The organism is Pseudomonas sp. PK-RTE-24, assembly GCF_054052265.1.
Window position 1 is genome coordinate 1017038 of the sequence record NZ_CM133224.1, and the last position, 13736, is coordinate 1030773.

Sequence of the window (13736 nt, forward strand, 5' to 3'; positions counted from 1 at the left end):
TGCGCAACCCCATCAGCCCTGACTGATGGTCTTGGCAATCGTCTCGACCGTGGCGCTGACTTGCTCTTGATAACGCTCGAGTTCTTCTTTGTGCTGCTTCTTCATTTCGATCTGCTGCGAGCACAGATTCATCGCCGCCAGCACCAGCAAACGGTCGCCGATCAGCGTCGGGTATTTGCGCTTGGTGTTTTCCAGCGCGGCCTTGAGCATCATCGCCGCGTCCAACAGGGTCTGTTCTTCCCCGGCCGGTGCCTTGATCGAATAGTCCTCGCCAAGAATGGAGATGACTTTTACCCCTGCTGTGCCGTGGTTCATGCGCTGACAGGACCGGCATTGACGCGATCAACCAGCGCCTGGATGCGCGCGGCGGTGGCGCCGTGTTTTTCTTCCTGCTCCATCAGGTTCAGTTGCAGGTTTTCGTTTTCATCCTTGGCCTGGGCCAGTTCCGTGGACAGGGTCTGGTTGGTCTGCAGCAAGGTCTGGTTCTGTTGCACCAGGTCGCTGACGAGCTGTTCCAATTGGCTGAGGGATGCTTCCAACATTTTGATCTTCCAAGCGTTTTTCAAAGGGCGCGTACGATAAAGAAAAGTCACCACGGATGCCAGGGTTAAACCGGCGCAAGGCCTTGATTTTCCTGGGTGGCGAAGCTTCTCGCGAGTTTAAAAGACTGTGATTGGTCGATCTGGTTCCTGCACTTCGTCGCTCAAGCCTGTCTGCGACAAATACGCACACCACCTCAAGACTTTAGTCGTATGACCGATAAGTCACCCATACAGCAGTCTCAGCCCGCATGGATGCGGCCCTTTTCGGTATCCGCCCATGTCCCTTCGCAATATGAACATCGCCCCACGGGCGTTCACCGGCTTCGCCCTGATCGGCGGCCTGATGTTGATCCTCGGCGTGTTTGCGCTGAACCAGATGAGCAAGATCCGCGCGGCCGGCGAAGACATCGCCACCGCCAGCGTGCCGTCGATCAAGGCTCTGGACGAATTCACCCAACTGACCCTGCGCCTGCGCGTGCTCTCCTATCGTTTGCTGATCAACCGCGAACCCGACGTGCAGCAGAAAACCATCGAACTGTTCGACCTGCGCAATCGCCAGATCGCCGATGCGCAACGCGCATACGAGCCACTGATCGAAGGCCCGCAGGAACGTGCGGCGTACGATCAGTACGTGCAATTGCTGGCGCAGTACCGTCAGCTCGAAGAGCGGATGAAAACCCTGTCGCGCAACAATCAGATCGACGAGTTGCGGCAGATGCTCAACAGCGATTTGCTGAGCAATTCGGAAGCGGTGAATACCGCGCTGGCGCGCTTGCTGGAGATCAACACCCAGCAGATCGCCGAAACCGACCAGGGCGCGAAGGATCAGTATTCGATGTCGTTCAATCTGGTGGTGACCTTGCTGGTGATCGCCAGCGGCCTGACCCTGCTGTTCGCCTGGTTGCTGACCGTGAGCATTACCAAGCCGATTTCCAAGGCACTGGAGGCGGCGGAAACCATCGCCGAAGGCAACCTGACCCAGCCGATCCATGTCGATGGCGAAGATGAAGCCGGGCGCTTGCTGGCGGCGATGGCGAAGATGCAATCGAAGCTGCGCGATACCCTGCAGCGCATCTCCGGTTCGGCCACACAGCTTGCGTCTGCCGCAGAAGAGCTGAACAGCGTCACCGATGAAAGTGCTCGCGGCCTGACCCAGCAGAACAACGAAATCGAGCAGGCGGCCACTGCCGTGAATGAGATGACCAGCGCCGTCGAAGAAGTCGCGCGCAACGCGGTCAGCACTTCGGAAGCCTCGAAAAACGCCACCACTTCGGCGGGCGACGGTCGTGATCTGGTGCAGGAAACCGTCAGCGCCATCGAACGCATGAGCGCCGATGTGCAGAGCACCGCGTCGCTGATCGGCGACCTGGCCAATGAATCCCGCGACATCGGCAAGGTGCTCGACGTGATCCGTGGCCTCGCCGACCAGACCAACCTGCTGGCATTGAACGCAGCGATCGAAGCGGCCCGTGCCGGTGAGGCCGGTCGTGGTTTTGCCGTGGTGGCGGACGAAGTGCGCGCCCTGGCCCATCGCACCCAGCAGTCGACCAGCGAAATCGAGCGCATGATCGGCAGCATCCAGAGCGGCACCGAGCATGCCGTGGATTCGATGCGCAACAGCACCGAGCGCGCCGAGTCGACGCTCAACATCGCCCGTGGCGCCGGGATGTCGCTGGACACGATCAACAGCGCCATCGTCGAAATCAACGAGCGCAACCTGGTCATCGCCAGCGCTGCCGAAGAGCAGGCGCAGGTGGCGCGGGAAGTCGATCGCAACCTGGTCAATATCCGCGATCTGTCGGTGCAGTCGGCAACCGGCGCCAATCAGACCAGCGCGGCGAGCAATGAGCTGTCGCGCCTGGCGCTGGATCTGAACAACATGGTTGGGCGGTTCAGCCTCTAAGATCAAAGGCTACCCCCTCACCCCAGCCCTCTCCCCCAAGGGGGCGAGGGGGAAAGGGAGCTGATTGAGGGCCTTTCAGATTTTGAGTTCGGCTCGATATTGCAAGTCGGTGTAACCTGCACAAACACCTCGGTCAGTCCCCTCTCCCTCCGGGAGAGGGCTAGGGTGAGGGCCGCAATCCTCCGCCTGCCGCAAAACCTGATGCACCCTGAAAACCTTTTTGACAGCATCACATTTCAACAGGTTAGAATCGCTGGCACGCAGACTGCATGGTCAGTTTGTGCCCCCGTCTTTACGCTTCTGGAGTACTGCCTTTGAATGCGACGACCATCAACAGCCTGTTCTTGATCGGCGCGTTGCTGGTAGGCGCAAGCATTCTTGTCAGTTCTCTTTCTTCACGTCTCGGCATTCCGATTCTGGTCATCATCCTCGCGGTCGGCATGGCTGCCGGGGTCGATGGTGGCGGGATCATTTTCGATAACTACCCGACGGCCTATCTGGTCGGCAACCTCGCCCTTGCAGTGATCCTGCTCGACGGCGGCTTGCGTACACGGGTATCGAGTTTCCGCGTGGCGTTATGGCCGGCGCTGTCGCTGGCCACGGTCGGGGTGTTGATCACCACCGGGCTGACCGGCATGGCCGCTGCGTGGCTGTTCGACCTCAATCTGATTCAGGGCCTGCTGATCGGCGCCATCGTCGGCTCGACCGACGCCGCTGCGGTGTTCTCGCTGCTCGGCGGTAAAGGCCTCAACGAACGGGTCAGCGCCAGTCTGGAAATCGAATCCGGCAGCAACGACCCGATGGCGGTGTTTCTCACCGTGACCCTGATCGACATGCTCGCCAGCGGCGAAACCGGCCTGCACTGGAGTCTGCTGACCCACCTGATCCGAGAGTTCGGCATCGGTGGTGTGATCGGTCTGGGCGGCGGCTGGGTGATGCTGCAACTGGTCAACCGCATCAATCTCGCGGCCGGGCTCTATCCGATTCTGATCATCGCTGGCGGTCTGGTGGTGTTCGCGCTGACCAACGCCTTGCACGGCAGTGGTTTTCTCGCCGTGTACCTGTGCGGTCTGGTGATCGGCAACCGCCCGGTGCGTAGCCGCCACGGCATTCTGCACATGCTCGACGGCATGGCCTGGCTGGCGCAGATCGGCATGTTCCTCGTGCTGGGCCTGCTGGTCACGCCCCACGATCTGCTGCCGATCGCCCTGCCCGCCCTCGGTCTGGCGCTGTGGATGATCCTGTTCGCGCGGCCGCTGTCGGTGATGGTCGGCCTGCTGCCGTTCAAGGCTTTCCATGGTCGTGAAAAAGCCTTTATTTCCTGGGTCGGCCTGCGCGGCGCGGTGCCGATCATTCTCGCGGTGTTCCCGCTGATGGCCGGGCTGCCGCAAGCGCAGCTGTATTTCAACCTGGCCTTCTTCATCGTACTGGTGTCGCTGCTAGTGCAAGGCACGAGCCTGCCGTGGGTGGCCAAATTGCTCAAGGTGACCGTTCCGCCAGAACCCGCGCCGATATCCCGGGCGGCACTGGAAGTGCACGTCACCAGCGAGTGGGAACTGTTCGTTTACAAGCTCGGCGCGGAGAAATGGTGCATCGGCTCGCCGCTGCGCGAGCTGAAAATGCCCGAAGGCACACGCATCGCGGCGCTGTTTCGTGGCCAGCAACTGCTCCATCCGTCGGGTAGTACGGTGCTGGAAGTCGATGATTTGCTGTGTGTTATTGGCCATGAACACAACTTGTCGGCCCTCGGCAAACTGTTCAGCCAGGCGCCGCAACGTGGCCTCGATCTGCGTTTCTTCGGCGACTTCGTGCTCGAAGGAGATGCCCAGCTTAAAGCGGTTGCAGCGCTGTATGGCTTGCCGGCCGAAGGCATCGATCCGGACATGACCCTGGGCGCGTTCATCGCCCAGAAAGTCGGTGGTGCACCCGTCGTCGGTGACCAGGTGGAGTGGAACAACACCCACTGGACGGTTGCGGTCATGGACGGGAACAAGATCGGCAAAGTGGGCGTCAGATTCCCCGAAGGAAGTCGCCCGGGCCCCGGACTCTTCCTCTAAACTGCTTCCACTCTCACTTGCTTGACCGGTCTCTATGCCTACCCTGCGCTCCTTTTTCGCCGCGGCCCTGCTGGGCCTCAGTCTTGTCGTCGGCCCGCTGCATGCTGCCGAACCACCGTCCAGCGATGCCGTGCAGGCCAGCCTCGACAAGCTGGCTGACAGCAAACTGCCGGACGCCGACAAGAAGACCCTGCAGACCGTCCTGCAGAACACCCTCAATCAACTGAACAACCAGCGTGATTACGAGCAGAAGCTGATCGATCTCAAGCGTCAGCTGGCCAACGCGCCGAAGCAGACGATTGAAAATACCCGCGAACTGAGCCGCCTCAAGGCCACCGCACCGGTGCCGGTAGCGCAACGTTTTCCGAAAGAGTCGATCCAGCAACTGGAGCAGATCCTCACCGATCGCTCGACCCAGCAAAGCGATCTGCAAAAAGCCTTGGCCGAAGCCAACAGTCTGATCATCACCGCGCAGACTCGCCCCGAGCGTGCGCAGGCGGAGATTTCCGCCAGCCAGACGCGCATCCAGCAGATCAACACCATCCTCAAATCCGGCAAGGACACGGGCAAAACGGTCACCGCCGAACAGCGCGACCAGTTGAACGCCGAACTGGCCGCACTCAATGCGCTGATTCCGCTGCGCCGCCAGGAACTGGCTGGCAACACCCAGTTGCAGGATCTGGGCAACGCTCAGCATGACTTGCTCTCGGAGAAATCCGATCGCCTGGACCGCGAGATCCAGGAACTGCAAACCCTGATCAACCAGAAGCGTCTGGCGCAGTCGCAGGAAACCGTCACCCAGCAATCGATCGAAGCGCAGAAGGCCGGCGGCAGCAGCCTGCTGGCGAGCGAGAGCGCGACCAACCTCAAGCTTTCCGACTATTTGCTCAAGAGCACCGACCGTCTCAACGAAGTCACGCAGCAGAACCTGCAGACCAAACAGCAACTCGACACCCTGACCCAGAGCGATTCGGCACTGGACGAACAGATCAGCGTGCTCAAGGGCAGCCTGCTGCTGTCGAAAATTCTCTACAAACAGAAGCAGGCGCTGCCGCACTTGAAGGTCGACCGCGACCTCGCCGACCAGATTGCCGATATTCGCCTGTATCAATTCGATGTCAGCCAGCAGCGGGAGCTGTTGAGCAATCCGGCGACCTATGTCGACAATCTGCTGGCCACGCAGCCGCCAGAGCAGGTCACCCCGCAACTGCGCAAAAGCCTGCTCGATCTGGCCAACACCCGTGCTGATCTGCTCGAGCGGCTGAACCGCGAATTGAGCGCGATGCTCAATGAATCGATCACCCTGCAGCTCAACCAGAAACAATTGCTGAGCACCGCGCAAAGCCTGCGCGCGACCCTCGACGAACAGATGTTCTGGATCCCCAGCAACAAGCCGCTGGACGTGGAATGGATGCGCGGCGTGCCCGAGCGTCTCGAGCGACAGGTCAACACCCTGCCCTGGGCGTCGAGCCTGAGCGAACTGACTGACGGCCTGACCCAGCGGCCATTGCTGTTTCTGCCATTGGCGCTGCTGATCGGCGCCCTGTTGTGGCGACGCAAAGCGCTGTACGGAAGACTCAACAAGGTTCACCAGGACATCGGCCACTTCAAGCGCGATAGCCAGTGGCACACGCCGCAGGCGATTCTGATCAACATTCTGTTGGCGATGCCGGTGGCGTTGGGTCTGGCGCTGTGCGGTCTGGCCCTGCAGATTGACGCGCGCGGGCAGAACGCCAACATGGGCGCGGCGCTGTTGCAGATGGGCCAGGCCTGGCTGGTGTTCTACACCGCGTACCGGATTCTTGCGCCGGGTGGCGTGGCGGAGTTGCACTTCCGCTGGGAAAAACCGCAGGTCGAGTTCCTTCAGGGCTGGGTACGTCGATTGGGCCTTGTGGTCATGGCGCTGGTGGCCGTGGTGGCCGTCGCCGAGTTGCAACCGGCGGCGCTGGCCGATGACGTGCTCGGCATGCCGGTGGTACTGACCTGCTACGCCTTGATGGCATGGCTACTCAGTCGCCTGCTGATCAGCAGCCCGACGCACCAGAACGCTTCGCTGTTCCGCAAAGCCGTCGGAGTGATGTTCACCCTGCTGCCGATCGCCCTGTTTGTTGCGGTGTGTTTCGGCTACTACTACACCGCGCTGAAACTCAGCGACCGTTTGATCAACACCCTGTACCTGCTGATGTTCTGGCTAGTGATCGAGGCCACTTTCGTACGGGGCCTGAGCGTTGCCGCGCGGCGTCTGGCTTACCAGCGCGCGCTGGCCAAACGGCAGGCGGCAAAAGAAGCTGGCGACGGCGAAGCGGTGATCGAAGAGCCGACCCTGGACATCGAAAAGGTCAACGAACAGTCCCTGCGTCTGATCCGCCTGGCCCTGCTCGGCGGCTTCATTGCGGCGCTGTACTGGGTCTGGTCGGACCTGATTTCGGTGTTCTCGTATCTGGACAACATCACCCTTTACGAATACACCAGCGGCACCGGCGCCAACATGAGCATGGTGCCGATCAGCATCGGCGACATGCTCGGCGCGCTGATCATCATCGGTATCACCTTCGCTCTGGCGCGCAACTTGCCCGGCCTGCTCGAAGTGTTCGTGCTGTCCAAACTCAATCTGGCCCAGGGCAGCGCTTATGCGACAACCACGCTGCTGTCCTACGTGATTGCCGGCGTTGGTTTTGTCACCACCCTGTCGACCCTCGGCGTCAGTTGGGACAAGTTGCAATGGCTGGTGGCAGCGCTGTCGGTGGGCCTCGGTTTCGGTATGCAGGAGATCTTCGCCAACTTCATCTCCGGCATCATGATCCTCTTCGAACGCCCGGTGCGGATCGGCGACACCATCACCATCGGCAACCTGTCGGGCACGGTGAGCAAGATCCGCATCCGCGCCACAACCATCACCGACTTCGACCGCAAGGACATCATTGTCCCGAACAAAACGTTCATCACCGGGCAATTGATCAACTGGTCGCTGACCGACACCATCACCCGCGTCACGCTGAAACTCGGCGTCGATTACGGTTCGGATCTGGACCTGGTCAAGGAACTGCTGCTCAAAGCGGCCCGGGAGAACCCGCGTGTGCTCAAAGAACCGGAGCCACACGTGTACTTCCTCAACTTCGGCGAAAGCACCCTCGACCACGAACTGCGCATGCATGTGCGCGATCTCGGTGACCGCAACCCGGTGCTGGATGAGGTCAACCGCTTCATCAATCGCGAGTTCAAGAAGCAGCACATCAACATCTCGTTCCGACAGATGGAGGTTTATCTGAAGAACCTGCACGGTCAGGAATACAAGATGGTGCCTGTGGAGCCCGAGAACAAAACCATCGTGCCGATCGTCGACGGGCAGAAACCGTTGCCGGAACCGCCACCGAGCAAACTCGACTAACCGACATGGTCCCAGCAGAATGCTCGGACATTCTGCTGGAGCCGGCCCGTGAAAGCCCTCGACGAACTGACTTTCGACAACCGCTTTGCCCGGCTGGGCGACGCGTTCTCCGCGCACGTGCTGCCCGAACCGATCGACAATCCGCGTCTGGTGGTCGCCAGCCCGGCCGCTCTGGCCTTGCTTGATCTCGATGCGGCCAGCGCCGACACCGAAGAATTCGCGCAACTGTTTGGCGGCCACAAGCTGTGGGCCGATGCCGAGCCGCGGGCGATGGTGTATTCCGGGCATCAGTTCGGCGGTTATACCCCGCAACTGGGTGACGGGCGCGGTCTGCTGCTGGGTGAGGTGTACAACAACGCTGGCGAGCATTGGGACTTGCACCTCAAAGGCGCCGGGCAGACGCCGTTTTCACGCATGGGCGATGGTCGCGCGGTGCTGCGCTCATCGATTCGCGAGTTTCTCGCCTCCGAGGCGCTGTTTGCGCTGAACATTCCATCTTCGCGGGCAGCCTGCGTGATCGGCTCCGACACGCCGGTCTGGCGGGAAAAGCAGGAACGCGCGGCGATGGTGCTGCGTCTGGCGCCGAGCCATATCCGCTTCGGCCACTTCGAATATTTCTACTACACCAAGCGCCCCGAGCAGCAGAAACAGCTTGGCGAGCATGTGCTGGCGATGCACTTTCCCGAGTGTCTGGAACAACCGGAACCGTATCTGGCGATGTTTCGCGAGATCGTCGAGCGCAACGCCGAGCTGATCGCCAAGTGGCAGGCCTACGGCTTCTGTCACGGCGTGATGAACACCGACAACATGTCGATCCTCGGCATCACCTTCGACTTCGGCCCGTTCGCCTTCCTCGATGACTTCGACGCGCATTTCATCTGCAATCACTCCGATGATCAGGGTCGCTACTCGTTCAGCAATCAGGTGCCGGTGGGCCAGTGGAACCTCAGCGCGCTCGCCCAGGCACTGACGCCGTTCATCAGCGTCGAGGCCCTGCGCGAAACCCTCGGCTTGTACCTGCCGCTGTTCCAGGCGCACTACCTCGACCTGATGCGCCGCCGCTTCGGCTTCACCACCGCCGAGGACGACGATCAGCAACTGCTGGAAAACCTGCTGCAACTGATGCAGAACAGCGGCGTCGACTACACGCTATTCTTCCGCCGCCTCGGTGAAGAGTCAGCCGAACAGGCCATCGCCCGCCTGCGCGACGATTTTGTCGATATCAAAGGTTTCGATGCCTGGGGCAAACGCTACGTCGCCCGGGTCGGCCGCGACGGCAATGCCGATCAGGCACAACGCCGCGCACGGATGCATGCAGTCAATCCGCTGTACATCCTGCGCAATTATCTGGCGCAAAAGGCTATTGATGCGGCGGAACAAGGGGATTATGCCGAGGTACGCCGACTGCATGCGGTGCTGAGCAAACCGTTTGAGGAGCAGCCGGGGATGGAGGGTTACGCCGAGCGGCCACCGGAGTGGGGAAAGCATTTGGAGATCAGTTGTTCTTCGTAGGCGCTTCAGCTTAGCGGGTCGATTGCACTGATTACACGGTCGACGATGTCAGACATTGTCACGTCATCCAGTCGCTCGATGAATTTGGCCGTGCCGTCTCGTACCCGTTGTTCTATGTCAAAACTGCGAACCTGATTACACACCGCTACACCATTGGTTTCGTGGCCAGTAATGGCGACCGCCAAACCCATATACCGGCTGAAATTCCCACCGCTAGTAACAGGCACCGTCATGCTCACGCCCAATGCGTTGATCTCTCTGGGCGTGATCACCACAAAGCGATGTCTGTTCATCATCTCCCGCCCCGCCACTGGGTTTGGATCAATCCAGTAAACGTCACCCCGCTGAGGGGGCTGTCGGCGCACCATCAACCCAGCTCCCGGCCGACAGAATCACCTTCAAGGGTCTCGCTAGTCTGGGCGTTAAGTTTCTGCAATTCTTCTGCGCCTTCGAGTAGCTCTGACAAACTATAACGCTTACGCGTAGCGGCTACGGCTGGACGAGCAATCAGTTCGCCATCGACCACATTCAGCTCTAGCTGTGCGCCAACCTCCAGATGCAACAACTTTAAAAGCGTGGGCGGAATCGTAATGACGGCAGCGCCGCCTTGGCGGCGTATCTTGGAAGTTACGGACATTATGTCGCTCCGATTTGATGCATAGGAATCATCGATTCCTGGATTAGTGCAACAAAAGTAGCACGCGAATAAAGACAAAGCGATCTCCTCACGACAAGCGTAAAACGCCGAATTGGTCTTCAGACTAGCCATCGATCCCGGAACTGTTTTGAGAAAAATGTGAGCAGTTGCGACATTGATAAGTTGGCAGATCGACTCCAAATCAGTTCTATAGACTGCCTATCAGAGAACCAATCATGACCACCCCACTCCTCATCCCCTGCCCCTCCTGCAATGGCGTCAACCGCATTCCAGCCGAGCGTCTCGCCGATCAACCCAAGTGCGGACGCTGCAAGTCTGCGGTGATGGTGAGCAAACCCTTCGAACTCAAACAAGGCGATTACGCCAGTCAGATCAAGGGCGATCTGCCGTTACTGGTGGATGTCTGGGCGGACTGGTGCGGGCCGTGCAAGTCGTTTGCGCCGGTGTTCGAACAGGCTGCGGCGCAGCTGGCGGGCAAGTGCCGGCTGGCCAAGCTCGACAGCGAAGCGAATCAGCAGTTGTCGGCGCAGTTGGGGATTCGCTCGATTCCGAGTCTGATTCTGTTTAAAAACGGCAGGGAAGTGGCGCGGCAGAGCGGTGCGTTGCCATTGCCGCAGTTGATGGCGTGGCTGCGTAGCCAAGGCATCTGACCCAACACAGACCACCCTGTGGGAGCGAGCCTGCTCGCGAAGGCGGCCGATCATTCAACGCTGATGTTGAATGTGCCGGCCTCTTCGCGAGCAGGCTCGCTCCCACAGGATTTGCGTGTGAGTCGGGGAATCAGTGGCCTTCCAGCAGATTGTGCAGTTCAACAAACTGCTGCGTCAGTTTGTGCCGTGGATCGAGGTGGATCAGCGGCATGCTGGCCTGGTGCGACTCGCGCATGCGCACCGAACTGCTCAGGTACACCGGTAATACCGGCAAGCCTTCGGCGATCAACTCATCGAGCATCTGCTGTGGCAGGCTGGCCCGCGCCTGAAACTGATTGACCACAATGCCTTCGACTTCCAATCCTTCGTTGTGGTCATCCTTCAACTCTTCGATCTCGGCGATCAGCCCATACAGGGCCTGACGTGAAAAGCTGTCGCAGTCAAAGGGGATCAACACTCGATCTGCGGCAATCAGCGCCGATACCGCGTAGAAATTCAGTGCCGGCGGGGTATCCAGATAAATCCGGTCGTAATCCTCGGACAATTCGTCCAGCAACTTGCGCAGCTTGTTGATCTTGTGTTTCGCCTCGAGCTTGGGCTGCAGGTCGGCCAGCTCGGCGGTGGCGGTAATGATGTGCAGGTTGTCGAACGGCGTTTCGTAGATGTCCGCCTGATTCTTTTTCGAGAACGGCCCGGAGGACAGGGTCTGTTTGAAGAAGTCAGCGATACCCATCGGGATATCGTCGCCGGTGAGCCCGGTCAGATACTGAGTGGAATTGGCTTGGGCATCGAGGTCGACCAACAACGTGCGATAACCCTCGCTGGCGCTGACCGCCGCCAGATTGCAGGCGATGCTGGATTTGCCCACGCCACCTTTCTGATTGAACACCACGCGCCGCATGACCAAACCTCCGTGTATCAAAGAATGACCGAGTGTAGTTGGCGGTGACCGCGCTTCGCTACCTTCACGGACATGGACTACGTCGTCAGGTGTAAAAATCGACGCCCAGGCATGGAAAAAACCGCCAGCCATTACGGAGACACCTGACAGACACGCCGCGTCAAATCCGGATAATGGCCAAGTGATAGCCATGCAGCGAACCGCTCGGTACATTTTGTTGGGCAAAATGTAACCAACATTTGCTACACACCCGTCGCACCGGGATAATGCGCGCCACCCGGCGCCCTGCGCCAAGCCAAGCCTGCTGCGGCGCTGGCGACTCAACGCGTCAACGAAAGCCCGCAGGGGCGGGATGAATGTCCGTGATCAACTTCAACATCGCCCAATGGCGCGCGTGGGCCCCGGGGCTCGACAGCGTGGACGCCTGGCAGGCCTGGAGCCGACAACCGGTCGTGCTGCAGAGCAGTGATGCCGCGCCCGATGTGTCGTTTCTGCCGGCCATGCAGCGCCGCCGCCTCAGCCGCCTGGCGCGGATGGCCTTCAGCGTTGGCTGGCCGCTGGCCGACGGGCGGGACAATCTGCCGCTGGTGTTCGTCTCGCGGCACGGCGAAACCCCCCGCACGTTTGAAATCCTCCGCGATCTGGCCACCGAGCAGCCCTTGTCGCCGACCCAATTCAGCCTGTCGGTGCATAACGCGATCATCGGTTTGTGGTCGATCATGCGCGGTGAAACCAGCGAAATGACCGCCCTCGCCGCTGCTGGCGACGGCCTCGAACACGGCATGCTCGAAGCGGCGGCATTGCTTGATGAAGGCGCCCCGGCGGTGCTGCTGGTGATCACCGAAGAGCAGCCGCCCGAGGCGTATTCGCAGTGGGTCGATGATGTGCCGTTCCCTTATGCGCTGGGCTTGTTGCTCACGCCCGGTACCGACTGGCGGCTGACCCTGAACAGCAGCACCGAAACCCGGTCAAAGGCGCACTGGCCGCACGCGCTCAACCTGCTGCGAACCCTGCTCGGCCAGCAACCTGACTGCCAACATGCGTGGAAAAATCGTGTATGGACCTGGCATCGCAACCCGTGACCGCCAAACACCGCGACGCCTACTACTGGCGCCTGCTGGCCACTGCTGCGAGCTTCGCCTTGTTCGGGCTCGGCGGGCTGTGTCTGCGCCTGCTGGTATTTCCGCTGCTCGGCTGCCTGCCCGGTGACGCGCTGGTCCATCGCCTGCGCGCGCGGCGTACGGTCAGTCGCTTGTTCTGGTTTTTCGTGCGTTTCATGGCCCGCACCGGCGTGCTCACTTACGACATTGAGGGTGCCGAGCGCCTCGGTCGCCCGGGGCAGATGATCATCGCCAACCACCCGTCGCTGATCGATGTGGTGTTTCTCATCGGTCTGGTGCGCCACGCCAATTGCGTGGTGAAAAAAACCCTCTGGGAAAACCCGTTCACCCGTGGCCCGCTGCGCCGCACCGAGTACATCAGCAACGACGGCAGCATGGACATGCTCGACGCCGCCGCGCAGTCATTGCAGGACGGCCAGACCCTGATCATTTTCCCCGAAGGCACCCGCACCCAGCCGGGGCAGGCGCCGGCCTTTCATCGGGGGGCGGCGGCAATTGCCCTGCGCGGTGCGAAAATCGTTACCCCGGTGATCATCAAGGTCAGCCCGACCACCCTGACCAAAGCCGAGCCGTGGTATCGCATCCCCCATCGCCGCGTGCACTTCAGTTTTCGCGTAGGGGCCGATATAGACCCACAGACCTTCGCCGCGCAAGGCCCCGCACCGCAGGCCTCGCGCAAGCTCAACGATTATTTGCATGACTATTTCATTAAGGAGCTCGCCGCAGATGAGCGAACTGAACACCGCTAGCCTGGTGCGTGACATCAAACTGCTGATCATCGATGCCCTCGGCCTCGAAGACATCAGCCCTGAGGACATCGGCGACGAGCAGACATTGTTCGGCGAAGGCCTCGGCCTGGACTCCGTGGACGCGCTGGAACTGGGCCTGGCGATCCAGAAAAAATACGGCATCAAGATCGACGCCGATGCCAAAGACACCCGCAACCATTTCACCAACGTGGCCAGCCTTGCGGCGTTCGTCACGGCAAAACAGGCAGCTTGAGA

The 13736-nt window shown here is 60.4% G+C and carries 12 protein-coding genes and 2 pseudogenes; 9 read left to right on the forward strand and 5 right to left on the reverse strand.

Annotated elements, in window-relative coordinates:
- Positions 1–12 precede the first annotated feature (12 nt).
- Entirely contained in the window at positions 13–315 is a 303-nt protein-coding gene (locus ACV8MC_RS04425) for a cell division protein ZapA (RefSeq protein ID WP_457264588.1), read from the reverse strand.
- Positions 312–542, reverse strand: a complete 231-nt coding sequence (locus ACV8MC_RS04430; protein WP_016772015.1) for a hypothetical protein — start codon at positions 540–542, stop codon at positions 312–314. Before ACV8MC_RS04430 ends, ACV8MC_RS04425 begins: the two co-directional genes overlap by 4 nt.
- Positions 543–885: 343 nt before the next feature.
- Here ACV8MC_RS04430 and ACV8MC_RS04435 point away from each other — a divergent pair.
- The 5 genes and pseudogenes from ACV8MC_RS04435 to selO form a co-directional block, all read left to right on the forward strand.
- Positions 886–1542: pseudogene (locus ACV8MC_RS04435) on the forward strand (MCP four helix bundle domain-containing protein); the annotation flags it as partial.
- Positions 1543–1845: 303 nt separating this feature from the next.
- A pseudogene (locus tag ACV8MC_RS04440) lies at positions 1846–2445 on the forward strand (methyl-accepting chemotaxis protein); the annotation flags it as partial.
- Positions 2446–2759: 314 nt separating this feature from the next.
- Positions 2760–4502: a potassium/proton antiporter gene (locus ACV8MC_RS04445; protein WP_217851103.1), complete on the forward strand. Its 1743-nt coding sequence runs from the start codon at positions 2760–2762 to the stop codon at positions 4500–4502.
- Positions 4503–4536: 34 nt separating this feature from the next.
- Positions 4537–7890, forward strand: a complete 3354-nt coding sequence (mscK, locus tag ACV8MC_RS04450) for a mechanosensitive channel MscK (RefSeq protein WP_095181005.1) — start codon at positions 4537–4539, stop codon at positions 7888–7890.
- Positions 7891–7938: 48 nt separating this feature from the next.
- The gene (gene selO / locus ACV8MC_RS04455; RefSeq protein WP_252868669.1) at positions 7939–9402 is read left to right on the forward strand and encodes a protein adenylyltransferase SelO; all 1464 of its coding nucleotides are present in this window, start codon (positions 7939–7941) and stop codon (positions 9400–9402) included.
- 5 nt (positions 9403–9407) lie between these two features.
- Here selO and mazF read toward each other — a convergent pair whose 3' ends face one another.
- Together mazF and mazE are read right to left on the reverse strand one after the other, a co-directional pair.
- Positions 9408–9770: a type II toxin-antitoxin system toxin MazF gene (gene mazF / locus ACV8MC_RS04460; protein WP_056787412.1), complete on the reverse strand. Its 363-nt coding sequence runs from the start codon at positions 9768–9770 to the stop codon at positions 9408–9410.
- Positions 9770–10039 carry a type II toxin-antitoxin system antitoxin MazE gene (gene mazE, locus ACV8MC_RS04465; RefSeq protein WP_008077592.1) on the reverse strand — a complete coding sequence of 90 codons (270 nt, stop codon included), beginning with the start codon at positions 10037–10039 and terminating at the stop codon, positions 9770–9772. The genes mazF and mazE overlap by 1 nt, the downstream gene beginning before the upstream one ends.
- Before the next feature lie 236 nt (positions 10040–10275).
- Here mazE and trxC point away from each other — a divergent pair, with 236 nt between their 5' ends.
- A complete protein-coding gene (trxC, locus tag ACV8MC_RS04470; RefSeq protein ID WP_056787410.1) occupies positions 10276–10710 on the forward strand; it encodes a thioredoxin TrxC in 435 nt (144 codons plus the stop codon).
- A gap of 130 nt (positions 10711–10840) precedes the next feature.
- Here the strand turns inward: trxC and ACV8MC_RS04475 are convergent, their stop codons facing one another.
- Entirely contained in the window at positions 10841–11611 is a 771-nt protein-coding gene (locus ACV8MC_RS04475; RefSeq protein WP_056787407.1) for a ParA family protein, read from the reverse strand.
- 356 nt (positions 11612–11967) lie between these two features.
- Between ACV8MC_RS04475 and ACV8MC_RS04480 the strand changes: the two genes are divergently transcribed.
- From ACV8MC_RS04480 to ACV8MC_RS04490, 3 genes are read left to right on the forward strand one after another with little or no spacing between them, the layout of a single operon-like run.
- Positions 11968–12693: a beta-ketoacyl synthase chain length factor gene (locus tag ACV8MC_RS04480; RefSeq protein ID WP_041477598.1), complete on the forward strand. Its 726-nt coding sequence runs from the start codon at positions 11968–11970 to the stop codon at positions 12691–12693.
- The gene (locus ACV8MC_RS04485; protein ID WP_041477597.1) at positions 12669–13481 is read left to right on the forward strand and encodes a lysophospholipid acyltransferase family protein; all 813 of its coding nucleotides are present in this window, start codon (positions 12669–12671) and stop codon (positions 13479–13481) included. Before ACV8MC_RS04480 ends, ACV8MC_RS04485 begins: the two co-directional genes overlap by 25 nt.
- Positions 13459–13734, forward strand: a complete 276-nt coding sequence (locus ACV8MC_RS04490; RefSeq protein WP_039756723.1) for a phosphopantetheine-binding protein — start codon at positions 13459–13461, stop codon at positions 13732–13734. The genes ACV8MC_RS04485 and ACV8MC_RS04490 overlap by 23 nt, the downstream gene beginning before the upstream one ends.
- The last annotated feature ends 2 nt before the right edge of the window (positions 13735–13736 follow it).